The organism is Rhizobium sp. P1_E6, assembly GCF_056405875.1.
Genome location: NZ_JBFUBG010000015.1, coordinates 17162 through 41278, shown reverse-complemented (window position 1 = coordinate 41278; position 24117 = coordinate 17162). Strand labels below are relative to the sequence as shown.

General features: G+C 60.2%; 24 protein-coding genes and 1 pseudogene. 11 read left to right on the top strand and 14 right to left on the bottom strand.

The genetic code is table 11. The features are described 5' to 3' along the window. Positions 1-125 precede the first annotated feature (125 nt). Entirely contained in the window at positions 126-2117 is a 1992-nt protein-coding gene (locus tag AC1D35_RS10720; protein WP_477938578.1) for a methyl-accepting chemotaxis protein, read from the bottom strand. A 453-nt stretch (positions 2118-2570) separates the two neighbouring features. On the opposite strand from AC1D35_RS10720, the gene rpmH reads away from it, so the two are divergent. The 4 genes from rpmH (at position 2571) to yihA (ending at position 5702) form a co-directional block, all read left to right on the top strand. Then, positions 2571-2705 carry a 50S ribosomal protein L34 gene (gene rpmH / locus AC1D35_RS10715; RefSeq protein WP_016552555.1) on the top strand — a complete coding sequence of 45 codons (135 nt, stop codon included), beginning with the start codon at positions 2571-2573 and terminating at the stop codon, positions 2703-2705. Between the two features lie 22 nt (positions 2706-2727). After that, positions 2728-3126 (top strand): ribonuclease P protein component, encoded by a 399-nt coding sequence (gene rnpA, locus AC1D35_RS10710; protein ID WP_113298390.1) that lies wholly within the window; start codon positions 2728-2730, stop codon positions 3124-3126. Further along, the gene (yidC, locus tag AC1D35_RS10705) at positions 3126-4919 is read left to right on the top strand and encodes a membrane protein insertase YidC (RefSeq protein WP_113307055.1); all 1794 of its coding nucleotides are present in this window, start codon (positions 3126-3128) and stop codon (positions 4917-4919) included. The genes rnpA and yidC overlap by 1 nt, the downstream gene beginning before the upstream one ends. Before the next feature lie 129 nt (positions 4920-5048). Beyond that, complete coding sequence (gene yihA, locus AC1D35_RS10700; protein ID WP_113298388.1) at positions 5049-5702, top strand: ribosome biogenesis GTP-binding protein YihA/YsxC; 654 nt, start codon at positions 5049-5051, stop codon at positions 5700-5702. A 149-nt stretch (positions 5703-5851) separates the two neighbouring features. On the opposite strand, the gene AC1D35_RS10695 is transcribed toward yihA, so the two are convergent. From AC1D35_RS10695 to AC1D35_RS10685, 3 genes are all read right to left on the bottom strand, one after another. Continuing rightward, on the bottom strand, positions 5852-6409 hold the full coding sequence (locus AC1D35_RS10695; RefSeq protein ID WP_113307057.1) for a fasciclin domain-containing protein: 558 nt from the start codon (positions 6407-6409) through the stop codon (positions 5852-5854). 111 nt (positions 6410-6520) lie between these two features. Then, the gene (locus AC1D35_RS10690) at positions 6521-7240 is read right to left on the bottom strand and encodes an anti-sigma factor domain-containing protein (RefSeq protein WP_113307058.1); all 720 of its coding nucleotides are present in this window, start codon (positions 7238-7240) and stop codon (positions 6521-6523) included. Then, on the bottom strand, positions 7237-7773 hold the full coding sequence (locus AC1D35_RS10685) for a sigma-70 family RNA polymerase sigma factor (RefSeq protein WP_113298385.1): 537 nt from the start codon (positions 7771-7773) through the stop codon (positions 7237-7239). The genes AC1D35_RS10690 and AC1D35_RS10685 overlap by 4 nt, the downstream gene beginning before the upstream one ends. Positions 7774-7929: 156 nt before the next feature. On the opposite strand from AC1D35_RS10685, the gene argB reads away from it, so the two are divergent. Further along, complete coding sequence (gene argB, locus AC1D35_RS10680) at positions 7930-8817, top strand: acetylglutamate kinase (RefSeq protein ID WP_113307059.1); 888 nt, start codon at positions 7930-7932, stop codon at positions 8815-8817. 33 nt (positions 8818-8850) lie between these two features. Here the strand turns inward: argB and AC1D35_RS10675 are convergent, their stop codons facing one another. Next, the gene (locus tag AC1D35_RS10675; RefSeq protein ID WP_477938577.1) at positions 8851-9696 is read right to left on the bottom strand and encodes an oxidoreductase; all 846 of its coding nucleotides are present in this window, start codon (positions 9694-9696) and stop codon (positions 8851-8853) included. A 120-nt stretch (positions 9697-9816) separates the two neighbouring features. Between AC1D35_RS10675 and AC1D35_RS10670 the strand changes: the two genes are divergently transcribed. Next, entirely contained in the window at positions 9817-10734 is a 918-nt protein-coding gene (locus AC1D35_RS10670) for a LysR family transcriptional regulator (protein ID WP_477854782.1), read from the top strand. On the opposite strand, the gene AC1D35_RS10665 is transcribed toward AC1D35_RS10670, so the two are convergent. From AC1D35_RS10665 to bchE, 3 genes and pseudogenes are all read right to left on the bottom strand, one after another. Then, the gene (locus tag AC1D35_RS10665) at positions 10719-11489 is read right to left on the bottom strand and encodes an isocitrate lyase/PEP mutase family protein (protein WP_477854783.1); all 771 of its coding nucleotides are present in this window, start codon (positions 11487-11489) and stop codon (positions 10719-10721) included. The genes AC1D35_RS10670 and AC1D35_RS10665 overlap by 16 nt on opposite strands. Further along, positions 11486-12562 (bottom strand): trifunctional transcriptional activator/DNA repair protein Ada/methylated-DNA--[protein]-cysteine S-methyltransferase, encoded by a 1077-nt coding sequence (locus AC1D35_RS10660; protein ID WP_113307063.1) that lies wholly within the window; start codon positions 12560-12562, stop codon positions 11486-11488. The genes AC1D35_RS10665 and AC1D35_RS10660 overlap by 4 nt, the downstream gene beginning before the upstream one ends. A gap of 55 nt (positions 12563-12617) precedes the next feature. After that, positions 12618-14146 (bottom strand): annotated as a pseudogene (bchE, locus tag AC1D35_RS10655) (magnesium-protoporphyrin IX monomethyl ester anaerobic oxidative cyclase). 186 nt (positions 14147-14332) lie between these two features. On the opposite strand from bchE, the gene AC1D35_RS10650 reads away from it, so the two are divergent. Further along, positions 14333-15040: a pyrimidine 5'-nucleotidase gene (locus AC1D35_RS10650; protein WP_113507449.1), complete on the top strand. Its 708-nt coding sequence runs from the start codon at positions 14333-14335 to the stop codon at positions 15038-15040. A 102-nt stretch (positions 15041-15142) separates the two neighbouring features. After that, positions 15143-15766 (top strand): EF-hand domain-containing protein, encoded by a 624-nt coding sequence (locus AC1D35_RS10645; protein WP_113298378.1) that lies wholly within the window; start codon positions 15143-15145, stop codon positions 15764-15766. 99 nt (positions 15767-15865) lie between these two features. On the opposite strand, the gene AC1D35_RS10640 is transcribed toward AC1D35_RS10645, so the two are convergent. Beyond that, a complete protein-coding gene (locus AC1D35_RS10640; RefSeq protein ID WP_113298377.1) occupies positions 15866-16741 on the bottom strand; it encodes an LOG family protein in 876 nt (291 codons plus the stop codon). A 195-nt stretch (positions 16742-16936) separates the two neighbouring features. On the opposite strand from AC1D35_RS10640, the gene dapD reads away from it, so the two are divergent. The 3 genes from dapD (at position 16937) to AC1D35_RS10625 (ending at position 19674) form a co-directional block, all read left to right on the top strand. After that, positions 16937-17794, top strand: coding sequence for a 2,3,4,5-tetrahydropyridine-2,6-dicarboxylate N-succinyltransferase (gene dapD, locus AC1D35_RS10635; RefSeq protein WP_113307066.1), 858 nt, complete (start codon positions 16937-16939; stop codon positions 17792-17794). 103 nt (positions 17795-17897) lie between these two features. Further along, on the top strand, positions 17898-19091 hold the full coding sequence (dapE, locus tag AC1D35_RS10630; protein ID WP_113307067.1) for a succinyl-diaminopimelate desuccinylase: 1194 nt from the start codon (positions 17898-17900) through the stop codon (positions 19089-19091). Next, the gene (locus tag AC1D35_RS10625) at positions 19078-19674 is read left to right on the top strand and encodes a hypothetical protein (protein ID WP_113298374.1); all 597 of its coding nucleotides are present in this window, start codon (positions 19078-19080) and stop codon (positions 19672-19674) included. Before dapE ends, AC1D35_RS10625 begins: the two co-directional genes overlap by 14 nt. Here the strand turns inward: AC1D35_RS10625 and arsC are convergent, their stop codons facing one another. From arsC to AC1D35_RS10600, 5 genes are all read right to left on the bottom strand, one after another. After that, a complete protein-coding gene (gene arsC / locus AC1D35_RS10620; protein WP_113307068.1) occupies positions 19675-20079 on the bottom strand; it encodes an arsenate reductase (glutaredoxin) in 405 nt (134 codons plus the stop codon). After that, a complete protein-coding gene (gene truA / locus AC1D35_RS10615) occupies positions 20057-20863 on the bottom strand; it encodes a tRNA pseudouridine(38-40) synthase TruA (RefSeq protein WP_113307069.1) in 807 nt (268 codons plus the stop codon). Before truA ends, arsC begins: the two co-directional genes overlap by 23 nt. Next, positions 20863-21798 carry a methionyl-tRNA formyltransferase gene (fmt, locus tag AC1D35_RS10610; RefSeq protein WP_113307070.1) on the bottom strand — a complete coding sequence of 312 codons (936 nt, stop codon included), beginning with the start codon at positions 21796-21798 and terminating at the stop codon, positions 20863-20865. The genes truA and fmt overlap by 1 nt, the downstream gene beginning before the upstream one ends. A gap of 94 nt (positions 21799-21892) precedes the next feature. Continuing rightward, positions 21893-22408 (bottom strand): peptide deformylase, encoded by a 516-nt coding sequence (gene def / locus AC1D35_RS10605; RefSeq protein ID WP_113298605.1) that lies wholly within the window; start codon positions 22406-22408, stop codon positions 21893-21895. A gap of 95 nt (positions 22409-22503) precedes the next feature. Further along, on the bottom strand, positions 22504-24003 hold the full coding sequence (locus AC1D35_RS10600; protein WP_113307071.1) for a globin-coupled sensor protein: 1500 nt from the start codon (positions 24001-24003) through the stop codon (positions 22504-22506). Between the last annotated feature and the right edge of the window lie 114 nt (positions 24004-24117).

Here is a 24117-nt window from a genome sequence, read left to right as displayed (position 1 = left end):
CCATCAGCATGAGCTCTTATATTAGACCAGAACGGTCCGCTTTCAAATCTTTGCGAGCAGCGGCAAGTCGTCACAAACGAAAGCGCCGCCCACAGGCGGCGCTCCGATAGCGTTCAGGACTATGATCAGAACTCTTCCCAGCTCTGCTCCGCAGCGGCGGTATTGCCGCCGAAGGCACGCGCAACGCGAGCGACCGCGCGACGCGCCGGTGAGGCGACCGGCTGGTGATGCTGCTGGCGGGCGACCGCCACCTGTGCATCATTCGAGACCTTGAAGCGGGAGATGAGGCGCACGAGGCCGTCGGCTTCGGCTGACAGCTTGTGGGTCGCAGCCGAGGTTTCTTCGACCATTGCGGCGTTCTGCTGGGTAACCTGATCCATCTGGTTGACGGCGGTATTGACTTCCTTGAGGCCGGTCGACTGCTCCTTTGCCGCAGTCGCGATCGAATGGATATGATCGTTGATGGCGATGACCCGCGTCTCGATCTCGGAGAGCGCCTCACCCGTCGCCTGAACCAGCTTGACGCCGACCTGCACCTCATCGCCGGACTTGGTGATGAGCGCCTTGATGTCCTTGGCAGCCGTTGCCGAGCGCTGCGCAAGTTCGCGCACTTCCTGGGCCACGACAGCGAAGCCCTTACCGGCTTCACCGGCGCGGGCGGCCTCGACGCCGGCATTCAATGCCAGCAGGTTGGTCTGGAAGGCGATCTCATCGATGACGTTGATGATCTGGCTGATTTCGCGGGAGGCCTGTTCGATACGGCCCATCGCATCGACAGCGTTGCGGACCACGACGCCGGAGCGGCCGGCATTGTCCTTCGCCTCGGAGACCATGATGGTCGCTTCCTGGGCGCGTTCGGTCGAATTCTGAACGACGGCAGTGATTTCATCGAGAGCAGCGGAGGTTTCCTCAAGTGCTGCAGCCTGCTGTTCCGTGCGCTTGGAAAGATCGTCGCTGGCGTTCCGGAGTTCGTTGGTATTGCCGTTGATCGCTTCGGTTGTCTCGCGCACCTCGCGCATGGTCGTCTGCAGCGTCACGAACGTGTTGTTGACGTTTTTCTGCAGTTCGGCAAAGGCACCCTGGAACTCGCCGCGCATGCTCTGCGTCAGGTCACCGTCAGCAAGGCTTGCAATGACGCGGCGGGTTTCGTCGACGCCGGCATCAACGCTCGACAGCAGCCGATTGATATTGCCGGCGAACTGGTTGAGGCTCTCGTCCTCATAATCCTTGCTGATACGGTGGCTGAAATCGCCGGCGGCTGCGGCCGCGACGACGACCGACATGCTGGACTGAAGGTCATCGCTCTTTGCACGCATCGCCGCTTCCTGGGCGTTCATGCGCTGGATGACGAGACCGTTTTCCTTGAAGATGGCGACGGCAGCTGCCATCTCGCCGATTTCGTCCTTGCGACCAGCGAAGGGCACTTCCGCCTGGAAATTGCCGTCCGCGACGTCCTTGATCGCCTGCGTCACCTTCTTGATAGGCCGGCTCAGGTGGCTGGTGCCGATGTACATGCCCATGCCAACGCCGACTGCGATGCCGATGCCGGTGATGCTCAGCACCAGCATCAGGATCCAGCTGCGGAAATCCTCGATCTGATCGTTGACGGCCGTCAGCTCGGCCTTGTCGGTGTTGACGATCGCGTCGATCTCGGCCTGGAAGGCCTTGCGGTTCGCGCGGTTGGCGTCGTTGTTGCCCTGTTCGTTGGCCGCCTGCGGGCTGACCTGCGTGCCGAGGCGAGCCGTCTCGGTGCGGAAGGTTCGGAACTCCTTGGCACGGTCCACAAGCTTGGTGAAGGAATCCTTCTGGCTGTCAGGCACAAGCGGCGTCCAACCGGCGATGACCTTGTCGATCTCATCCAGATCGGTCATCAGGCCCTTGGCAAAGGCAGGTGTCTGTTCGAGGCTCTTTGCAGCATAGATGCCGCGCGATTCCATGACGACGGCGGTGACGAAGCGGTTGAGGCGTTCGCCGGCATAGGCACGGGCCGCAGCATGCTCATAAGCCGTCAGGTTAGCGTTGTACTCGCGCATCGCCGACAGCGCAGTGGCACCGATCAACAGCGCAACGCCACCCATGACGGACACAAGAAGATTGATTTTGCCGCGAATTTTCAACGAACGCTCCTCGCTTCACACAATGCCCGGAAAGCAAATTCCCAGCCGATGCACTGAAAGATCGGGTAAATTCGTTAATGTTGTATTTCGAATATTAACAATAACAGCTACAAGAAATTACCTATATTTACTGTGATGCACGATATGCCCCGTCAAGATTCGAGCATCTTCGAGGAATAAAAGCTCTGGCTGCAAGCTTGCTGAAGCTTTGGGACGAAATATACAACCATATCGTGAACGGTCGCATTCATTAACACCGGAGTGCGAAATCTTACTATCCCGCCGGGCCGCGGGAGCGAATCGGCCTGTCATAATTGACTTCGGCAGGCTTCATCCGTATAAGCCGCCGCACGTCCGGTCATTTCAGGTCTTCATGACCTCGCCCGTTCGAAAAACCACGCTCCTTGCATTATGCAAATTCAAGAAGGGCCGCACTCCGCGGTGTTAAAATAAATGAAGCGTACCTATCAGCCCTCGAAGCTTGTTCGCAAGCGCCGCCACGGTTTCCGTGCGCGTATGGCCACTAAGGGCGGCCGCAAGGTCATCGTTGCTCGCCGCGCACGCGGCCGCAAGCGTCTTTCGGCCTAAGGCCGGAATTGCCCGATAGAACATGACGGGCGAATTGAAGACCAATGAAGACAAAAAGACTGCCGGGCGGCTCAAGAGCCGCCCGCAGTTTCTTGCAGTCCGCGAAGGCGAAAAGCGCCGCGGCAGTCTCTTCCTTCTCGAGGTGCTGAACCGCAAGGAAGAAAGCGAAGCCCGCGTCGGCTTCACAGTCACCAAAAAACATGGCAACTCGGTCGAAAGAAACCGCATGCGGCGGCGCCTTAAAGAGGCGGTGCGGCTTCATGCAGGGTTTGCAATGCAGCCCGGACACGACTATGTGGTTGTCGCCCGCAGGGACGTATTGACGGCGTCCTTCGATGAACTGGCCGCGGAACTGAAAGCCCGCGTGGAAACCAGGCCGAAACACAGGCGCCCAAAAGACGAGCGCCCCAGGAACGTATGATGCAAAACAACCGCAATTACTTCATTGCGATCGCTCTCTCGGTGCTGATCGTCCTTGGCTGGCAATTCCTCTATATGAACCCTCGCATCGAGGCTCAGCGCAAGGCTCAGGAAGCCCAGAAGGCACAGCAGCAGACCGAGCAGACGCAACAGCCTGCCGCCGGCGGTCAAAGCGCGCAGCCGAACGGCGCAGCTCCCACCGGTCAGGCCACAGCGACGGCTACCCGCGAGGAAGCACTTGCAAAGTCGCCGCGCGTCATAATCGACACGGCTGCCCTCTCCGGCTCCATCAACCTCGCCGGTGCGCGCCTCGACGACCTGAGGCTGAAGGGCTATCACGAGACCGTCGATGACTCGAGCCCGATCATCACGCTCTTCTCGCCGGCTGAAACCAAGGACGGCTATTTCACCGAGTTCGGCTATATCGGCACTGACGCGACAGGCGCCGTTCCCGGCGCGTCTACCGTCTGGACCGCGCCTGAGGGTGCAAAGCTCACCGAAAAGACGCCGGTGACGCTGACCTATACCAACGACAAGGGCCTGACCTTTAGCCGGACGATTTCCGTCGACGACCGCTACATGTTCACCGTCGTCGACAAGATCACCAATAGCGGCGACGCCGCCGTATCCTTGTCCAATTATGGCCGCGTGACGCGCTACAACAAGCCGACGACGCCTTCGGTCTACGTGCTGCATGAGGGCTTCCTCGGCGTGCTCGGCGCAGGCAGCGGCATTTCCGAGAGCAAGTACACGGCGATCGAAAAGGAAAACCAGTCCAACCCGCAGGTCACTGGCGGCTGGATCGGCATTACCGACAAGTATTGGGCTGCGGCTCTCATCCCGAGCCAGACCGTTCCCTTCGATTCCCGCTTCTCGCATTTCACGGACGGTCAGCCGCGCTATCAGGCCGATTTCAAGGGCGAGGGCCTGTCGATCGCTCCCGGAGCGACGGTCGACGTCAAGAACCTCGTCTTTGCCGGCGCCAAAGAAGTGCCTGTCGTCGATGAATATGAAGCGAAATATTCCATCCCGAATTTCGATCGCCTGATTGACTGGGGCTGGTTCTGGTTCCTCACGCAGCCGATGTTCAAGCTGATGGACTTCTTCTTCCGCTACTTCGGCAATTTCGGCGTGGCGATCCTCTGCACGACCATCGTCGTCAAGGCGCTGTTCTTCCCGCTCGCCAGCAAGCAGTACGCTTCGATGGCGAACATGAAGCGCATGCAGCCGAAGATGGAAGAGCTGAAGGCAAAATTCGGCGACGACCGCATGGGCCTGCAGCAGGCGACGATGCAGCTCTACAAGGAAGAGAAGATCAATCCGATCGCCGGCTGCTGGCCGGTTGCACTGCAGATCCCGATCTTCTTCTCGCTCTACAAGGTGATCTACATCACCATCGAGATGCGCCATGCGCCGTTCTTCGGCTGGATCAAGGACCTTTCGGCACCCGATCCGACGACGATCGTCAACCTCTTCGGCCTGCTGCCCTTCGAAGCACCGGCCTTGCTGCATCTCGGCGTCTGGCCGCTGATCATGGGTGTCACCATGTTCGTGCAGATGCGCATGAACCCGACGCCGCCCGACCCGACGCAAGCCATGATCTTCAACTGGATGCCGCTGGTGTTCATGTTCATGCTGGCAAGCTTCCCGGCCGGCCTCGTTATCTACTGGGCCTGGAACAATACGCTCTCGGTGCTGCAGCAGTCGGTGATCATGAGGCGTCACGGCGTGAAGATCGAGCTCTTCGACAATCTGAAGGGCCTGTTCAAGCGAAAACCGGCGCCATCGAAATAGTCGAAAAGCCCCGCTTCGGCGGGGCTTTTTGTTTCGGGCCGCCGGATCGCCTTGTGGCCTGAACCTTGACAATCCGCCTTAAAAACACGAAGCCGGTTTCATTCCGAACCCGGAGATTGCAGAATTCGCATGCCTGAAACCGCAAAGCCGCTCTTCGGCCACCCCTGGATCTTCATTCGCGGTGTGCCTTCCATGAAGTTCCTTCCGCCGGAAGGACCGCTGGAAGTAGCGTTCGCCGGCCGCTCGAATGTCGGCAAATCCTCGCTGATCAATGCGCTGGTCGGCCAGAAAGGTCTGGCCCGCACCTCCAACACACCCGGCCGCACGCAGGAACTCAACTACTTCGTTCCGGATGGATATTCGGGCGAAGCCGGCGACCTGCCGCCGATGGCGCTGGTCGACATGCCGGGCTATGGCTATGCGCAGGCACCGAAGGAACAGGTGGATAACTGGACGAAGCTCGTCTTCGACTATCTGCGCGGTCGCTCGACGCTGAAGCGTGTCTACGTGCTGATCGACAGCCGCCACGGCATCAAGAAGAATGACGACGATGTCCTGACGCTGCTCGACAAGGCGGCCGTCTCCTACCAGGTCGTGCTGACCAAGACGGACAAGATCAAGGCGCCGGCCGTGCCGAAGCTGCTCGCAGAAACGGCAGAGAAAATCCGCAAGCGCCCGGCCGCCTATCCGGCCGTGCTTTCCACCTCTTCGGAAAAAAACGAAGGGCTGGACGAGCTGCGCCAGGCGATCGCCGAAACGGTCGGTGTCGCCAACTGGAAATAAAAGAGGCGCCCCGAAGGACGCCTCCTGCCTCTGCCGATACTTGAAGCGTGTCGCAATCTTTCAGATTCGCTTGCCACGCTTTAAGTCTTTGTTTTTCGCATGTCGTTATCGCAAAACCGCCGCACACTTTTGCGCCACATGCTTTAAGTTTACATCTTCGGCAGCAGCACCTTGTCGACGACATGGATGACGCCGTTCGACTGCTTGACGTCGGCGATGGTGACGTGGGCAACGCCGCCGTTTTCATCCGTCAGCGTGATCTTGCCCATGCTTTCCTTTGCCTTGAGCACGCAACCGCCGACCGTCTTGATGTCGTGCTCGCCGCCATCGTCCTTGATCATCTTGGCGACGGTCTTTGACATGGCGTCAGCGGCAACGACGTGGCAGGTCAGGATCTTGACCAGCTTGTTCTTGTTTTCAGGTTTCAGCAGCGTTTCGACAGTGCCCTTCGGCAGGGCAGCGAATGCCTCGTTGGTCGGCGCGAAGACGGTAAAGGGACCCTTGCCCTCCAGAGTGCTGACGAGGCCGGCAGCCTTGACGGCTGCGACCAGGGTCGTGTGATCCTTGGAATTGACGGCGTTCTCGACGATGTTCTTGTTTTCGAACATGGCGGCACCGCCGACCGTCGGGTTCTTTGCCTGGGCGGCAAATGCAATTGCGGAAAAAGCGGCGGCGAGAACGGTTGCGCGCAAGGCGGACTTCAACATGATTTTCTCCTCTGCACCCGGTCGCAGCCGCTGGCTTTATGCCCTGCGCCGCCCGGATATCAGCAACTACGGAAGGCGCTGCAGAAGAGTTTCAGGAAACTGATTTTTGTTTTAAGGCCTGTGGATCGCACCGCTGGCGACGACGGGGCCGGTCGGCTGATGTGTGGGCGAGCCGCCAAATGACTCCAGGCTGACGGCCAGCGTCGCGCCATCGGAAATCTGGCTGCGCATATCCGTCGGGATCACCAGTTCACCATTCATGCCGGGCTGGAAAATACCAAGGGAACGAGGCGTGCCGCCGCCAGGCATAAACCAGAGTTCAAGAGATTTCTCCTCCGGTTTGCCGGCCGCAACAGGCACAATCTTCAATCGGCCACTCTGAATATCGTAAGAGGCCGTCAGGTTGACCTGGTTGTTCTGTCCCGAGAGGTCCGCCACCAGCGGCGCCGATGCCGGGGGCTGGGGCACGAGACCTGAGGCGAAGGCGATGACGCCCAAGGTGACCGCAAGCGAGGCAAAAGTCAGCGAGCGCCAGAAAACGGCGGAATTCCAGAGTCCGTGCGAAAAGCGCGGTGGATTTTCTGCATCGGCAAAAAGGCGCGCCTCGATCTGCTTGAAGGTCTCGCGGCTCGGTGTGGCCGTGCCATATTCATCGTTGAAGCTGGAAAGATTGACCTCCCAGCGGCTGACGATGGCAGCAAACGGCCGGTCGCGGCGCATGCGCTCCTCGACGATCCTGCGGTCCTGAAGGGAGAGGACGCCCAGCACATATTCGCCGGCGAGAACCTCATCCCGGGAGCGGTCTCCCTTGCTTTTGTCGGGCGATGTCATCGTTCCATGCACTCTCTCAGTTTCAGCAGGCTGCGTCTTAGCCATGTCCGCACAGTGTTCAGTGGGACACCAAACTGATCGGCCAGTTCCTGATAGCTCAGCCCTTCGACATAAGCCCGTTTCACCGCGACCGCACGATCAGCTTCCAACTCTTCCATGCAGGTGTCAATCCGCCTTCCTTCATCCTTAATCACGACTTGTGCTTCAGGATCGGGACCAGTATCGGCAATGCCGAGCACACTATCGATTTCGTCAGCTATGGGCTTGCGCGCTCTCAGCATGTCGATTGCCTGATTGCGGGCAATAGCCGCAAGCCAGGCAGCAGATGTCGCCGATCCTGCTGTGAAGGCACCGGCACGTTGCCATATCTTCACATAGACTTCCTGCAACACCTCCTCGGCTTCCGGCCTGCTATCCAGGATACGCAGGCAGATGGCGAAAAGTTTCGGGCTGGTCTGATTATAGAGCGCGGTGAAGGCCTTTCGGTCCCCGAGCGCGATGCGGCCAATCAATTCTGCAAAGTCGCCTGTCATGCCGCCCTCGATTGAACGATTTCCGGTTCAGTGGTTTCAATATGAACTGGCAAGTTCCCAGGTCGGCCTTAGATACGAAAAACTATTGCGTGCCGGATTATTCCCTCTGTCAAAAACTTGAGATAAAAGGCCGCGATCAATTGCGCGGGGTTCCCCATGAACGAGTCCGAAAGCGAAATGCAGGCACGTCTTCTTGCCCAGGCGCTGCCCTTCATGCAGCGTTATGAAAACAAGACGATCGTCGTGAAATACGGCGGCCACGCCATGGGCAATCCCGAGCTCGGAAAGGCCTTTGCCAGCGATATCGCACTTTTGAAGCAGTCCGGCGTTAATCCGATCGTCGTTCACGGCGGCGGCCCGCAGATCGGCGCGATGCTGACGAAAATGGGCATCGAATCCAAGTTCGAGGGCGGCCTGCGCGTAACCGACCAGAAGACGGTCGAGATCGTCGAAATGGTTCTCGCCGGCTCGATCAACAAGGAAATCGTCGCGCTGATCAACCAGACCGGCGAATGGGCGATCGGCCTCTGCGGCAAGGACGGCAACATGGTCTTTGCCGAAAAGGCACGCAAGACCGTCAAGGACCCCGATTCCAACATCGAACGTGTGCTCGATCTCGGCTTTGTCGGTGAAGTGGTGGAAGTCGACCGTACGCTGCTCGACCTCCTTGCCCGCTCCGAGATGATCCCGGTCATCGCTCCGGTTGCTCCGGGCCGCGACGGCGCGACCTACAACATCAATGCCGACACCTTTGCCGGCGCCATCGCCGGTGCGCTGAACGCCACCCGCTTATTGTTCCTGACAGATGTGCCTGGTGTGCTCGACAAACAGGGCCAGCTCATCAAGGAGCTGTCGGTGGCCGAAGCCAATGCGCTGATTGCCGATGGCACGATCTCCGGCGGCATGATCCCGAAGGTCGAAACCTGCATCGAGGCCATCAAGGCCGGCGTGCAGGGCGTTGTCATCCTGAACGGCAAGACCGCTCACTCCGTGCTGCTCGAAATCTTCACCGAGCACGGCGTCGGCACGCTGATCGTTCCCTGATCGAAAAAGGCGCCCTCTCGGGGCGCCTTTTTCCTATGCTTCGGCAAAACTCGTCGAGAGCGTCAGATCTTCCCAGGCATCGATTTCGGAGCTTAGGCTCTTGAGCCTGTTGCGAACGAGCGCCAGTGCATCGGCGCCGAGCAACAGGTGGACCGGCGGGTTTTCAGCCTCGACCACAGCCAGCACGGCTGCGGCCGCTTTGCGTGGATCGCCCGTCTGCTTGCCGCTCTTTTCCTCGCGTGACTGGCGAATGGGATCGAAGAGAGCATCGTAATCCGCGATGCTCCTGCTCGTGCGGATCATCGAGCGCCCGGCCCAGTCGGTGCGGAACGAGCCGGGAGCTACCGCCGTGACGGCAATGCCGAAGCCTTTGACTTCCTTCGCCAAAACCTCGCTTATGCCTTCCAGGGCAAATTTGCTGCCGCAATAATAAGCGATGCCGGGCATGGTGATGAACCCGCCCATCGATGTGATGTTGATGATATGGCCCGACCGCCGCTCGCGCATGAACGGCAGGACGGCCTTCATCATTCCGACGGCGCCGAAGACATTGACCTCGAATTGCCGACGCATTTCATCGATCGGCGATTCCTCCAATGTGCCCTCATGCCCATAGCCGGCATTGTTGATAAGAACATCTATCGGACCGATTGACCTCTCGATATCGGCAACGGCCGGCTCGATTGTCTCGATATCGGCGACGTCGAGATGGACGGCTGCGGCACGACCTGGCGCCAGGCTTTCAAACATGGCCGCCGCTTCATCATTCCGTACCGTTCCCACCACGCGGTGACCCTTTTCCAGTGCGGCCTCGGCAAAGGCGCGGCCGAAGCCCGAGCTGACACCGGTGATCAGGAACCGCTTTTCAATTGAACTCATAGTGAACTCCTGTCCTGCTGCAAGCGCCACGCACAACGTGGCGCACACCGTCATTTGGCAGCGCAGGAGAGATAGTTCCAATATATTGCACAGACGAATGTGATATCTTAAAAGTATTACATGGAGCTTCGCCATCTTCGTTATTTCATCGCGGTCGCTGAAGAATTGAATTTTACGCGCGCCGCGCGGAAGGTCGGCATCGGCCAGCCGCCACTCAGCAATCAGATACGCGATCTTGAAAACGAGATTGGTGCATCACTTTTCCGTCGCCTGTCGAATGGCGCGGAACTGACGGCAGCCGGCAAGGTTTTCCTGCCGGAAGCGCGCGCAATATTGCTGCAGGCCGATCAGGCCAAGCAATCCGCTATGCGTGCGGCGCGCGGCGAACGTGGACGGCTGCGGATAGGCTTCACCAGCTCGGCGGTTTTCAATCCGATCGTACCCACCGTAGTCAATGCCTTTCGCGAGAAATACTCAGCCGTCGAACTCGATCTGGAGGAAGCACCCACTGCGCGATTGCTGGAGCTGCTGGATGCGGAAGAACTCGACGCCGTCTTTGTCCGCCCGGGCAGCGATGACCGCCTGCAAGCCCGATGTCACCTGCTCGCCGAAGAACCCATGGTCATTATCCTGCCATCAGGCCACCCCCGATCGGAGGCGCAGACCTTGCGCCTTGATGAACTGACTGGAGAAATCTTTGTCCTCTTTCCACGCGAGGCAGGTGCCGGCTTTTTCGACGATATCATCGCCGCGTGCCGGCGGGCGGGCTTTGAACCGCAGCTCGGACAATCGGCACCGCAGATCACCTCGATTGCCAGCTTGATCGCCGTCGGTCTCGGCGTCTCGATCGTGCCGGCGGAGATGGTGAAGATCAATATTCCCGGTGTTCGCTACGTCGCAATTTCAGGCGGAGCGCCAACAGCACGGCTGACGCTCGCCACCCGCCGCGACGAGCGCTCTCCTATCGTCCGCAATTTCCTGGCTCAGGCCATCGGCATAATGCGGAGCCTTGCCAATAACGGTCAGTTGGCCGAATAGATCGCGGCCGCCGCTTCCTTCAGTTTTTCCATCATGGCCCGGTAAGGCCCCGGGCCATAGCTGATGCGTGAGACGCCGAGCCTTGCCAGCGCTGCCGGATCGGGTGCGCCCGTCTTCATCATGATATTGACCGGCAGCGTGGAGGCGGCGCAGATCTTCTCGATCAGCGCCGGTTCGATCAGGCCCGGCACGAAGAAGCCGCTGGCGCCTGCCGCCGCATAGGCCTTGCCGCGCTCGATCGCTGCGTCGACCAGACCAGCATGCCTGGAGCCATCGCCCTCTTGGAGGAAGAGGTCGGTACGGGCGTTGATGAAGAAAACGATGCCCCGTGCCTCGGCCATCTCTCGGATGGCGCGGATGCGTGCTGCCTGCGCTTCGATGGGATGAAGGCCGGCCTCGCCGACGCGCTGGTCCTCGAGATTGATACCCACGGCACCTGCCTCAATGAGCTTTGCGACATTGGCCGCGGCACCGGCGGGTTCCGTGGAATATCCGCTTTCGAAATCGACCGAGAGCGGCAGGTCGTTGACGGCCGTGATCGAGCGCGCCGTCTCGATCAGCGCATCCATCGGCAGTTTCTGGCCGTCGCCATAACCTTGGGCGGCGGCGACCGACCAGCTTCCGGTCGCAAGCGCTTTTGCGCCGGCCTCCGTCACAGCCTTGGCGGTTCCTGCATCCCAGATATTGTACAGAATGACGGGCTTGCCCTTGCGGTGCAGCGTGCCGAAAAGCTCGGCTTTTTCAGTCTGGTTCATGCTGTCTTCTCCAGGTCGGGTGCTTGTCCATTGATCTTTTCTTCATGCCGTAGCAGCCATTGCTTGCGCCAGAGTCCGCCGCCATAGCCCGTCAACGATCCGTCCGCACCGAGGATGCGGTGACAAGGTACGATGATGGCAAGCTGGTTTGCGCCATTGGCGCGGCCGACGGCACGCACCACCTCCGGTCTTTCCATCTCCCGCGCCAGATCGCCATAGGCGCGCGTCTGGCCGGCGGGGATTTCGATGAGCTTTGCCCAGACATGTTTTTCGAAGGGTGTGCCGCCGAGTGCCAGCGGCGTCTTGAAGGTGGTGAGCCTGCCTTCGAAATAGTCCCTGACCTCCGCCTCGATCTGGTCGATTGCCGGCGTGCGGCCAATCGCGACCGAGGAGCGAACACGCTTCTGCAGCGCTTCGAGTTCGGTCGGCAGTGCCTTGCGGTCGTGAAATTCGAGGAGATGCAGGTGCGTTCGGTCGGCCACGGCGACCATCGGCCCGAGCGGCGTGTCGAACCAGTCGGCAAAGAGCAGTTCGCGGTTCTGCGAGAGCACCGGCGCCTTGCCGACAAGGCGTTGGAAAGCCGCCCGGAAGCCACTCGGGGACTCATAGCCCGCGTCGAGCTGCGCATCAATGACACGCGCACCATCGGCGAGCTGCCGCGCCGCCTCACCCAGCCGGCGATAGCGAACGATATCGTGGAAGGTCATGCCGAGCGCTCGCTTGAAAGCGCGGCGCACCGTCGATGGATCATATCCTCGGCGCACAAGCTCATCTTCCGTCCAGCGCACCTCCGGTTCGCTGTCGAGCCGCGCCAGCAGTTCATCAACGATCGGTTCCCTGCCCGGCTGCTCCAGCGGCCTGCAGCGCTGGCAGGGGCGGAAGCCGGAATGCATGCAGGCGGCGATCGTATCGAAGAAGATGGTGTTTTCCCGCTTCGGCTTGCGCGCCGGACAGGTCAGGCGGCAGAAGATGCCTGTCGTCTTGACGCAGACATAGGCCTGGCCCTCATAATCGGCGCTGCGCGCGATCAGGGCATCGTAGAGCGTGTCGTCATCGGGGCGTTCGAAAAGCATGTCCGCTTTCTAACACCCTCCGCCTGCGCCGTCCGCCGAAAATCGGGCGTCTATTTTATTCCGCAGCGTCGAGGCTCTTCACATTCCGCTGCGGGCGTAGCATGGATTCCTCCTCCGCATCCTGTGGCGCACCCCAGAAATTCTCAAGCGTCGGGCCATCCTTGAGATGACGCGGCGAAAGAGGAATTCGACGATCTCGTGAAACCAGACACGGCGGCCCATCTGCGTGTACCAGCGCATGGAATGGCGCTGTTCCAAATCGCGATGAAAGAGGATGCGCAGCAGCGCTTTCGGCCGCGCCTGGACAGCGACCTCGATCAGCTTGACGCAGGCGGTCAGCACGAGCGGATTCAGGTGCCGCATCTTCAGGACCTGATGCTTGTAGTCCCATTTACGGATATCGGTCTCGATCACCTGCCGTTCTCGGGCGATACGGAAGAAGGGCGTCCAGCGATGCGGCGTCACATAGAGCGCCTGGATCTGGTCTGGATCATAGGAGAGCAACTGCCGGAAACCGCGCCAGAGATCGCTCAGCCTCTCCTCTTCGAAACCGACAACCCAGGTCGCCATGGAGAGGATATCGTGCTGGCGCAGGAGGCGGATCGCCTCGCGATCGGTTGTCTTGGCTCCGCCCTTCTTGATCAGGGCCAGAGTTGCCTCGTCGGTGTTTTCCATGCCGAGCAGCCAGCGCACGACGCCTGCCTTACGGTAGAGATGCAGGATATCGGCGTCCCGAACGATATCATCTGCCCGTGTCGAACCGACGATCTGCACGGGCACATTCTCGGCGATCATCGCTTCGAGGAAAGCCAGCCAGGCTTTTCGCGAGGATGTCGGGTTCTCGTCGGCGAGGTTGATGAGTTCGACACCCTCTTCGCGATGGAGCCTTGCGATCTCGCGAGCGAAAAGCTCCGGCGAGCGGTGACGCCAACGGGTCCAGAAGCCTCGCTGACCACAATAATTGCAAAGATGCGGGCAGCCGCGGGAAAACTGCATGACGACGGCGCGCTTGCCACCCCAGTAGCTGTAGTTGCGATGGTCGATCAGCTCCCAGCCGACGCGGTAGGAATCGAGATCGGCGATCGCCTGCGATGGCTGTGTTGCCAGCACCTCGCCGTGGCCATCGCGAAAGGCGATTCCGGGGATGGTCGCAAGCGGACGGTTCGCCGCCAGGGCTTCGGCTAGGCGCCGCATCGTTTCCTCGCCCTCGCCGCGCACGATGATATCGAATGCCCCGGTCTCGGCGAGCACCTCTCGCCAGTGATAGGTGGGAAACACGCCGCCATAGATGATGGAGATTTTGGGATCGCCGCGCTTGATAGCTTCTGCGATCACGCGGGCAGTGGGATGGGCCGACGTCGAGCCGGAATGGCCGATCAGCACAAGATCCGGACTCCCGCCCACGACCCGGCTGACGATGTCTGGAATCGTCAGCGGCCCGAATTCGGCATCGATGAGGCTGACGATGTCACCATCGTCGATCAGCGGACCTGCAACAGAAAGAAGGCCGAGCGGTGGAAGATGATCATCGGGAATGCGGCTGCCGATCGCGGTATGCGGTGGATTTATCAGAATAATCTTCATGCGACTTCACCCTTGCGGGCCCCCTGTCTGACGCAAGCAGAGGTCATCAGCGATCGGTGGCGAAAGTCAGCCAAAATCTCTCAAAAGTTGTGAAAATCTGGCCGCATTTTTAGGGAAGCTTGGGTGGGCCGGACCTGCAAGCAAAAGCCTTTGGTTTCCCGCCGCGGCCATGCCATAAGGGCGGCTATGACAAAGATCGACCGTACGCCTAGCAAAAACGATTTTGAGCATGTGACCGAATGGGTCTTCGACCTCGACAACACGCTCTATCCGCATCATGTCAATCTCTTCGCGCAGATCGACAAGAACATGACGGCCTATGTCTCGGCGCTTCTGCAAATGGAGCAGGAAGAGGCCCGCAAGCTGCAGAAGCAGTACTATTACGATCACGGCACGACGCTGCAGGGGCTGATGATCCATCACGGCGTCGATCCCAACGACTTCCTCGAAAAGGCGCATGCGATCGACTACACGGCGCTCACCCCGCAGCCGGAACTCGCCGAAGCCATCAAATCCCTGCCGGGGCGCAAATTCATCTTCACAAATGGCAGCGTCCAGCATGCACAGGCGACGGCCGGCGCGCTCGGCATCCTCGACCATTTCGACGACATATTCGATATCGTCGCGGCCGACTATCTGCCGAAGCCGGCGCAGGCGACCTACGACAAATTCACGGCGCTGAAAAAGGTCGAGACCGGCAAGGCTGCGATGTTCGAGGACCTGCCGCGCAATCTCACCGTACCGAAGGCGCTCGGCATGCAGACCGTTCTGCTCGTCCCGCGCAATCTGGAAGAGACGGTCGTAGAATGGTGGGAGAAAACGAGCGGCGAGGACGATCACATCGATTTCGTCACCGACGATCTCGCTGATTTCCTGAAGAAGATTACCGGCTAGCTTACCAAAGTTTCATCCATCTTACAGATGTTTAACTCGGCCGTGGCACTGTTCGGTCCTACCTTTCGTATCGAGGGACATCCTACGAAAGGACGCACTGATATGTACCGTAACAAGCTTATCCTGACGGCGCTTTCCTCTGTTCTTCTCCTCGGCGCAGCCGCCGGGTCCAGCTTCGCAGCCCCAGGCGACCAGGCCGATCATCCAGGCCACCATGGCAAAATGCAGCATGGCATGATGGGCGGTCCGCGTGGTGAGGCCTTCCGCGAAATCGCCTTCGTGCGCATGCTGAAGCAGTTCGATACCAACAAGGACGGGCAGATTTCCAGGCAGGAGGCGACCGATGGCATGGAGAAGATCTTTGCCGCTATTGACACCAATCACGACGGCTCGCTGACCCCCGGCGAAATCCGCGAATACCGCCAGGCGCAGTTCAAGGCGCGCCGTGAAGCGGTCTCGGCCAAGCAGGACAATGCGGATGAGAAAGCAGATCCGAAGACGGCTGACAACAATGGTCATGGCCGGCCCGATCACGACGGCCATCATGGAATGAACATGCGCATCATGGGCGCCTCGCTGATGATGCATCGCATCGATACCGACGAGAATGGCCAAATCAGCAAGCAGGAGGCGGAAACGGCCTTCAACAAGTTCTTCGATCGCATGGACCGCAACAAGGACGGCGTGATCTCGATTGATGACATGCCGGACCATCCCTTCCTCTAGGAGGAAATGACAGATCCTTTGCTAGGTATCGCGAGGGGTTTGCCCCTCACCCGGTGCCCTCTTCCCGCCTTGCGGGGAGAGGGTTTTTCGTTGCGACCTTTAGAGATGACCCTCGCGGTGCTCGTAGAAATCCTGGACGATCTTCCAGGCTTCGTCGGCGGTATCGACGAAACTGATCAGGTTCACGTCTTCAGGGGCGATCGTCCCGAATTCCGCAAGCGCCTCGAAGTTGATGATGCTGTGCCAGAATTTCGAACCGAAGAGCAGCAGCGGGATACGCTCCATGCGACCGGTCTGGATCAGCGTCAGGCATTCGAAGAATTCGTCCAGCGTTCCGAAGCCGCCGGGGAAGACTGCGACTGCCTTGGCGCGCACCATGAAGTGCATCTTGCGGATCGCGAAATAGTGGAAGTTGAAGCTGAGCTCGGGCGTCACATAGGCATTCGGCGCCTGCTCGTGCGGCAGCACGATGTTGAGGCCGATCGAAGGGGCTCCCTCATCCGCCGCGCCGCGGTTTCCCGCTTCCATGACGCCGGGGCCACCGCCGGTGACCACGACATATTCGTGGAAATCGAAACCGGCCGCATAGCGCGAGCAGAGACGGGCGAATTTGCGGGCCTCGTCATAATAGACCGATGCCGCTTCGAGGTTAACACGCTGGGTCTCGTTGCGGGCAGCCCAGGCACTCTGGCCGGGTGCCGGAATGCGGGCGCCGCCGAACATGACGACAGTCGACTTGATGCCGCGCTCAGCCAGCATCATCTCGACCTTGAGAAGCTCGAGCTGCAGGCGGATCGGCCGCAGCTCCTCGCGGCAGAGGAAGTCCTCGTCCACATAGGCAAGGCGATAGGCCGGCGAGAGCGTCTGCGGCGTCTTCGGAACCGCTTCCGCGCGCTGCCTGTCGGTCGAACTGCTCTTTAGCGGGTCCCAGACGCCGTCCTTGCGCCGCGCACCGCCGTTTCTTGCCTTTGCCATGTCGAAATGCCTTTCAGTATCACCGGTCACGAGTGATCGGATATGTCGCTATAACGCCTTGAATCCAGATATGATCTTGTCCGAAAAATTATTCCATTTTACGGGCGCATGCTGTAGATCGGGTGACAGCCCGCCAACCGCAATTCCGGAGACTCTGCCGTCTCCACGATAAAGATCGAAGTTTAAGGAATTCCCATGAGCGCCATCGACCTCGCATCCCTCGAAAAGACCCTCGAAACCGCCTTCGACAATCGCGACAATGTGAACACGTCGACGAAGGGTGAAGTACGAGATGCGGTCGAGGCGGCTCTTAACCTGCTCGACGAAGGCAAGGCGCGCGTGGCCGAGCGCGGCGCCGACGGCGTCTGGAAAGTCAATCAGTGGCTTAAGAAGGCCGTGCTGCTGTCCTTCCGCCTCAACGACATGGAAGTCGTCAAAGGCGGTCCCGGCCAGTCGACCTGGTGGGACAAGGTTCCCTCGAAGTTCGAGGGCTGGGGCGAAAACCAGTTCCGCGCCGCCGGCTTCCGCGCCGTGCCGAATGCGGTCGTGCGCCGCTCGGCCTATATCGCTCCGAACGCCATCCTGATGCCGTCCTTCGTCAACCTCGGCGCCTATGTCGGCGAAGGCACGATGGTCGACACCTGGGCCACAGTCGGTTCCTGCGCGCAGATCGGCAAGCATGTACACCTCTCCGGCGGCGTCGGTATCGGCGGTGTTCTGGAGCCGATGCAGGCCGGCCCGACGATCATCGAGGACAATTGCTTCATCGGCGCCCGTTCGGAAGTCGTCGAAGGCTGCATCGTGCGTGAAGGCTCCGTGCTCGGCATGGGCGTCTTCATCGGCAAGTCGACCAAGATCGTCGACCGCGCCACCGGCGAAATTACCTATGGCGAAGTGCCGCCCTACTCCGTCGTCGTTGCCGGCTCGCTGCCATCGGACAAGACGATGGCAAACGGCCAGCAGGCTCCGAACCTCTACTGCGCCGTGATCGTCAAGCGCGTCGATGAGCGGACCCGCTCCAAGACAGGCATCAACGAACTGCTCAGAGATTGATGACAGCCCGACATTGATTCGGTAAACAATCGGCGTCTTTTTGGGCAAGGCGAGCTCGCGCCTTGCCACGCCTTTGCCATTCCCACCGGATAATTCGACCATCATGACCGCCACGAATCCTATTGCCAATCTTCAGACCTTGATCCGCTGCCCGTCCGTGACGCCGGCAGAGGGCGGAGCGCTTTCGGCGCTCGAAGCGATGCTTTCGCCCCTCGGCTTCAAGGTCGACCGGATGGTTTCGAAAGAGGCCGGCACGCCCGATGTCGAAAACCTCTATGCCCGCCTCGGCACCGAAGGTCCGCACCTGATGTTTGCGGGACATACCGATGTCGTGCCCGTCGGCGATGAAGCCGCCTGGACACATCCCCCCTTTGCCGCCGAGATTGCCAATGGCGAGCTTTTCGGTCGCGGCGCGGTTGACATGAAGGGCGGCATCGCCTGCTTTGCCGCCGCTGTCGCCCGCCATGTCGAAAAACACGGCGCGCCACAGGGCTCGATTTCCTTCCTGATTACCGGCGACGAAGAAGGCCCTTCGATCAATGGCACGATCAAGCTGCTGCAGTGGGCGACCGAACGCGGCGAGCGCTGGGACGCCTGCGTCGTCGGCGAGCCGACCAATCCGAACAAGCTCGGCGACATGATCAAGATCGGCCGGCGCGGTTCGCTGTCCGGCAAGATCGTCGTGCATGGCGTGCAGGGTCATGCCGCCTATCCGCATCTTGCCGACAATCCGGTGCGCGGCATGCTGCAACTCACGCAAGCGCTTATGGATCCGCCCTTCGATACCGGCACGGATAACTTCCAGCCGTCCAATCTCGAAGTGACAACTGTGGATGTCGGCAATCCCGCGACCAACGTCATTCCGGCAAAGGCCTCGGCGAGCTTCAACATCCGTTTCAACGACACCTGGACGGCCGATACGCTGCGAGCCGAGATTGTCCGGCGGCTCGACGCGGCAGCGGCGGACGGTGCATTGCGGCCGGGCCGCGAGCCGGTGAACTACGAGATCATCTGGGCAGACCGCCCGAGCCATGTCTTCCTGACGCGCAACAACGCACTGATCGCCTCGCTGTCCTCGGCAGTGGAAAGCGTCACCGGTGCATCGCCGGCATTGTCGACGACGGGCGGCACGTCGGATGCCCGCTTCATCAAGGATTATTGCCCGGTCGTGGAATTCGGCCTCGTCGGCCAGACCATGCATATGGTCGACGAACGGGTCGCGGTTGCCGATCTGGAGACGCTGACGGCGATCTACGAGACCTTCATCGAACGATGGTTTGCGAATGCCGGGCTTTAGAGAGGTTCAATACTATCTCGCCGGCATCTGGTTGCTGATCAAGCTCGACCCGCGCGGTTTCCGCTTCCTCGACATATCGGATCGCGGCGTGAACCGCTCCTTTTGGGCGATCATCTGGTGCCTGCCGCCGACGGGCATTTCGTGGCTCTGGTGGCGCAATGCCTATCTCCGGTCCATGCCGCCGGAGGCCGACGTCGGCTTTCCCTTCTATTTTCGGCTTGGGCTCGTAGAGCTTGCGAACTGGTTCGTGCCCCTGGTTTTTGCCGGCCTGCTGCTGCTTGCTTTCCGCATGGGCGAGCGTTTCGCGCCTGTCGTCGTCGGCTTCAACTGGCTCAACGTGCCGCTCGCCTATATCAACGGGCTGCTACTGGCGCTCGTGTTCTTCCTGCCGGGCTCCGTCGGTGTCGTGTCGCTGCTGCTGCTCGTCTTCATGCTGGCGCAGGTCTTCGCGCTGGCGCGCGTCCTGAGGATGATCTGCCACGGCCATGCCCTGATGGTCGGCGCTCTGACGCTGGTGCTCCTGGTCCCATCGATGCTGCTATCGGAATATCTGCAGAACTTCCTGGGCATCTATCCATCGTAGTCAGCGTGGTTTGACGACTTCGCCATCTTCTTTGGTGAAGGTGCCGATGTCCGGATTGGGCAGAATGCCCAGGACCGCTTCGGACGGTCGGCACAGCCGCACGCCCTTTTCCGTCACCACGATCGGCCGGTTGATGAGGATCGGATGCGCCATCATCGCGTTGAGCAGCTCTTCGTCGGTCAGAGCAGGATTATCCAGGCCAAGTTCGGCATAAGGCGTTCCGTTCTGACGAAGAAGATCGCGGACGGACATGCCCATCGTGGCGATCAGTTCGACAAGCCTTTCGCGTGTCGGCGGCGTCTTCAGATATTCGATGATCTCGGGCTTCTCGCCGGACTGGCGGATCATGGCCAGCGTGTTGCGCGACGTGCCACAGGCCGGATTATGATAGATCGTCACCGTCATCGTTTTCATCCATCGGCTTGCGGCGATCGGTGATCACTTCGGGATAATCCACCTGCATGAAATAGAGCCCGTCGGGCGGCGCTACAGGGCCGCAGGCTTTTCGGTCGCGCGCGTCGAGTGCTGCCCGCACATCCTCTGGCGTCCATTTGCCTTCGCCTGCCAGCTTCAGCGTTCCGGCAAAGGAACGGATCTGGTTATGCAGGAAGCTCTGGGCGGTGGCGCGAATCTCGATGAGCTCGCCATTGCGGGTCACGTCCAGCCTGTCGAGAGTGCGCACCGGGCTGTTGGCCTGACAGTGAGCCGAACGAAAGGTGGAAAAGTCATGATTGCCGACGAGTGTCTGGGCGGCAGCATGCATGACCTCATGATCCAGCGACTTCGGCACCCACCATGCCTTGCCCGCCTCCAGTGCGAGCGGTGCCCGGCGGGTGATGATACGATAGAGATAGTGCCGCCGAAGCGCCGAAAACCGGGCGTCGAAGAATTCGCTCGCTAGCTCGACGCTCAGGATCGCCACCTTCTCGCCGGCGAGCTTCAGATGGGCGTTCAACGCATTCTGCAGCTTGAAGGGGGACCATTCCTTCGAGAGATCGGCATGGACGACCTGACCCATGGCATGAACGCCTGAATCGGTGCGCCCTGCACCACGGATAGAAACGGTATCGCCGCTCGCCGAGAAGATCGCGGCTTCGATCGCGCCTTGCGCCGACGGCCCGTTGTCCTGTCGCTGCCAGCCGACATAGGGTCCGCCGTCATATTCGACGATCATGCGGTAACGTGGCATCAGGCGAGCCTCGTGCCCGCGGCAAGCGGCGTGCCGCGCAGGAAATCGGCGGCGGCGAGCGGTTTGCCGCCAGCCTTCTGAAGCTTGGTCAAGCGGATGGCGCCGGCGCCACAGGCGACCACAAGGTCATCCGTCAAAAGTTCACCGGCTGCGCCCTCACCCGTATCAAGCTCGGAGCCCAGCACCTTGATACGCTCGGGCTTGCCGTTGCTTTCAAGTTCGAACCAGGCACCCGGGAAGGGTGCGAGGCCGCGGATGTGATTGTGAACGTCCTTGGCGTTGCGGCCGAAATCGATGCGCGTTTCCGCCTTGTCGATCTTGGCGGCATAGAGCACGCCTTCGGCAGGCTGCGGTGTGAGCGGCAGATCGTCCATCTCCAGCCTGACCATGGCTTCTGCCATGGCTTTGGCGCCGACATGCATCAGCCTGTCGTGCAGTTCGCCTGCCGTCATATTGGCACCGATCTCGACTTCCCGGGTCAGTGCCACGTCGCCTGTATCGAGGCCCTTGTCCATCTTCATGACCATCATGCCGGTTTTTGCGTCGCCCGCCATGATCGCCCGCTGGATGGGGGCCGCGCCACGCCAGCGCGGCAGCAGCGAGGCATGGCCGTTGTAGCATCCGTAACGCGTGCCGGTCAGGATAGCTTCGGGCAGCAGCAGCCCGTAGGCGACGACGACGCCGACATCGGCACCCAGCGCGCGGAAGCGCTCACGCTCTTCGGGATCTTTGAAATTGATTGGTGTGAAAACCGGCAGGCCGAGCAGTTCGGCCGCATGGTGCACCGGCGATTTCTGAAGATCGAGCCCGCGCCGCCCGCCCGGCCGCGGCGGCTGGGTATAGACGGCAACGATCTGGTGGCCGGCGTCGACGAGCAGGCGCAGCGTCGGGACGGAGAAGTCGGGCGTTCCCATGAAAACAATACGAAGAGACATTCTATCTCGCCAATTGAGGATCAGCCGTCTTCAAACGGGTTTACGAGCTTGAGATCAAGCCCTTCGAAGCCTTGTATTCTCCCGCCTTGGCGGTTCAAAGCGCCTTAGACTTGGCGGACTTGGTGAACTTCTTGATCACCATCTCGCGCTTCAGCCTCGAGATATGATCGATGAAAAGCACGCCATTCAAGTGATCGATCTCGTGCTGGAGGCAGGTCGCCAGAAGCCCGTCAGCCTCCACGCTCTGCTCCTTGCCTTCGCGGTCGAGATATTTGGCGGTAACCTTGGCGGGCCGTTCCACTTCAGCATAATAATCGGGAATGGAAAGGCAGCCTTCCTCATAGACGGAACGTTCGTCCGAGGAGCTGACGATCTCCGGATTGATGAAGACGAGCGGCTGTTTTTCCTCGCCTTCCTTCGAAAGATCGATGACGAGCATCCGGCGCGCAACACCGACCTGGATTGCGGCAAGGCCGATGCCCGGTGCGTCATACATAGTGTCCAGCATGTCGTCGACAACGCGCTGGAGATCAGCATCAACCCGCTCGATCGGCTTGGAAACCTGACGGAGAACGGGATCGGGAAGAATGATGAGTGGCTTGATGGTCATGGCGTTCCCATAACCCATCTTTTCACACTAGGGAATTATCCGCCGGGCAGGGATTGCGGTTTTTTGCAGCGCCTGCCCGGTTTTCGCCCGGATTGTCAGGCTGCGCGGCGAGCGGCACGAGCAACCTGACGGCCTTCGGCGCTTGCACGGAAACGCTGCAGCAGTTCAATGAGGTTTTCGACCCCATCCTTCAGCTTGCGGGTTTCGGCCGAGGTACGCTCGACCATGCCGGAATTCTGCTGGGTGATGGTGTCCATATTACGGATCGCTACGCTCACCTCGTTGACGCCCGTTGCCTGATCGCGCGCGGCAGCCGCAATATCGGCAACGAAGCTGTTGATGATGTCGATTCGGCTGATCATGTCGCTCAGCGCCTCACCGGTGCTGCTGACGATGTTCACCCCCTCGTTCACCTGTGTCGAGCTTTCGGAGATCAGATTCTTGATCTCCTTGGCGGCATCGGCCGTGCGCTGCGCAAGCTGACGGACTTCCTGTGCGACGACGGCGAAGCCCTTGCCGGCATCACCGGCGCGGGCGGCCTCGACGCCGGCGTTCAGCGCCAGCAGGTTGGTCTGGAAAGCGATCTCATCGATGACGCCAATGATCTTGGCGATTTCGGTGGAAGACTTCTCGATACCGGCCATGGCCGAAACGGCGCTGTTGACGAGTTCGCCGGAATTCTTGGCTTTTTCCTGTGTTTCGCGCACGGCGCCGGACGCCTTCTCGGCATTGGCGGCGGTCTGGCTGACGCTGACGGAGAGCTGCTGTAGCGCAGCCGAGCTTTCTTCGACGCCCGCAGCCTGCTGCGCGGTGCGCAAGGCAAGATCGTCCGTTGCCTTCGACATCACATCGGCGCCTTCGAGAATGTGACCGGACGTCGTGCGGACGGAAGTGAAGGAATTGCGAAGAGCGTTGACGGCCCTGTTGTAGTCCTCGGCCATCTCCCGGAAATTGCCGGGCAGATCGGCAGGAAGGGTCGCCTCGAGATCGCCGCGCGACAGCGCTTCGAGGCCGCGGCGCAGATGTTCCAGTGCCAGCGCCTGATCGGCTTCGGAGCGAGCGCGTTCTTCTTCCAGCGCCTGGCGCTTTTCTTCAAGCGCCTGGAGATAGACGGAGATGGAATAATCCATGTCGAGCATCGCAGCCTTGATGACGGCGGTCAGCTTTTCGGCAAGCGCCTTTCCTTGCTGGCGGGCAAAGAGCGATGGCCACTGCTTTTCCATCAGGCCCCGGACGAGCTCCGACATGACAAGCGCATAGCCGCCAATATACCAGCGCGGCTCTAGGCCGATGCGGGCATGGGTGCGGCCGACGGCCGTGACGCCATTCACATAGCTCTGGTCGAAATTGCCACCGGAAAGATTGCCCCAATGTTCCTGCTGACGCTTCTTGGCGTGACCCATATGGGCCTTGTCGGAAAAGAAGCCTGCAACAGCCGGAGTCTTGGCAAGCTTATTGTAGAACTTGTCCAGGGCGCCGCCGAGCAGCTCGGAGATCGCCGGCCGCAGCTCCCGCAGATTCTTGCGTGCCTCATCGTCGAGCTCAATGAAGTCAAGGCGCTGCTTGAGGGCATTATCGGTCTGCTGGGGAGTCATGGAGGATCTCTATCTGGCGCGGATGCGGAGGGGAATTTCCGCGCCAGATTTGGCGAATATGGTTTAGCAATCGTTAAGTATGCCCGCTAATTTTTCTCAGATTACAGCGAAGTA

Bases quoted from the DNA above. Each gene is read 5' to 3' on its own strand.
- argB (WP_113307059.1), top strand. From the start codon at position 7,930: ATGAACGAGTCCGAAAGCGAAATGCAGGCACGTCTTCTTGCCCAGGCG.
- AC1D35_RS10665 (WP_477854783.1), bottom strand. From the start codon at position 11,489: ATGAACCAGACTGAAAAAGCCGAGCTTTTCGGCACGCTGCACCGCAAG.
- AC1D35_RS10695 (WP_113307057.1), bottom strand. From the start codon at position 6,409: ATGTTGAAGTCCGCCTTGCGCGCAACCGTTCTCGCCGCCGCTTTTTCC.
- AC1D35_RS10625 (WP_113298374.1), top strand. From the start codon at position 19,078: ATGCCGGGCTTTAGAGAGGTTCAATACTATCTCGCCGGCATCTGGTTG.
- dapD (WP_113307066.1), top strand. From the start codon at position 16,937: ATGAGCGCCATCGACCTCGCATCCCTCGAAAAGACCCTCGAAACCGCC.
- AC1D35_RS10640 (WP_113298377.1), bottom strand. From the start codon at position 16,741: ATGGCAAAGGCAAGAAACGGCGGTGCGCGGCGCAAGGACGGCGTCTGG.
- AC1D35_RS10670 (WP_477854782.1), top strand. From the start codon at position 9,817: ATGGAGCTTCGCCATCTTCGTTATTTCATCGCGGTCGCTGAAGAATTG.
- yidC (WP_113307055.1), top strand. From the start codon at position 3,126: ATGCAAAACAACCGCAATTACTTCATTGCGATCGCTCTCTCGGTGCTG.
- rnpA (WP_113298390.1), top strand. From the start codon at position 2,728: ATGACGGGCGAATTGAAGACCAATGAAGACAAAAAGACTGCCGGGCGG.
- arsC (WP_113307068.1), bottom strand. From the start codon at position 20,079: ATGACGGTGACGATCTATCATAATCCGGCCTGTGGCACGTCGCGCAAC.
- AC1D35_RS10645 (WP_113298378.1), top strand. From the start codon at position 15,143: ATGTACCGTAACAAGCTTATCCTGACGGCGCTTTCCTCTGTTCTTCTC.
- AC1D35_RS10685 (WP_113298385.1), bottom strand. From the start codon at position 7,773: ATGACAGGCGACTTTGCAGAATTGATTGGCCGCATCGCGCTCGGGGAC.
- def (WP_113298605.1), bottom strand. From the start codon at position 22,408: ATGACCATCAAGCCACTCATCATTCTTCCCGATCCCGTTCTCCGTCAG.
- truA (WP_113307069.1), bottom strand. From the start codon at position 20,863: ATGCCACGTTACCGCATGATCGTCGAATATGACGGCGGACCCTATGTC.
- fmt (WP_113307070.1), bottom strand. From the start codon at position 21,798: ATGTCTCTTCGTATTGTTTTCATGGGAACGCCCGACTTCTCCGTCCCG.
- AC1D35_RS10650 (WP_113507449.1), top strand. From the start codon at position 14,333: ATGACAAAGATCGACCGTACGCCTAGCAAAAACGATTTTGAGCATGTG.
- AC1D35_RS10660 (WP_113307063.1), bottom strand. From the start codon at position 12,562: ATGCTTTTCGAACGCCCCGATGACGACACGCTCTACGATGCCCTGATC.
- AC1D35_RS10600 (WP_113307071.1), bottom strand. From the start codon at position 24,003: ATGACTCCCCAGCAGACCGATAATGCCCTCAAGCAGCGCCTTGACTTC.
- rpmH (WP_016552555.1), top strand. From the start codon at position 2,571: ATGAAGCGTACCTATCAGCCCTCGAAGCTTGTTCGCAAGCGCCGCCAC.
- dapE (WP_113307067.1), top strand. From the start codon at position 17,898: ATGACCGCCACGAATCCTATTGCCAATCTTCAGACCTTGATCCGCTGC.
- yihA (WP_113298388.1), top strand. From the start codon at position 5,049: ATGCCTGAAACCGCAAAGCCGCTCTTCGGCCACCCCTGGATCTTCATT.
- AC1D35_RS10675 (WP_477938577.1), bottom strand. From the start codon at position 9,696: ATGAGTTCAATTGAAAAGCGGTTCCTGATCACCGGTGTCAGCTCGGGC.
- AC1D35_RS10690 (WP_113307058.1), bottom strand. From the start codon at position 7,240: ATGACATCGCCCGACAAAAGCAAGGGAGACCGCTCCCGGGATGAGGTT.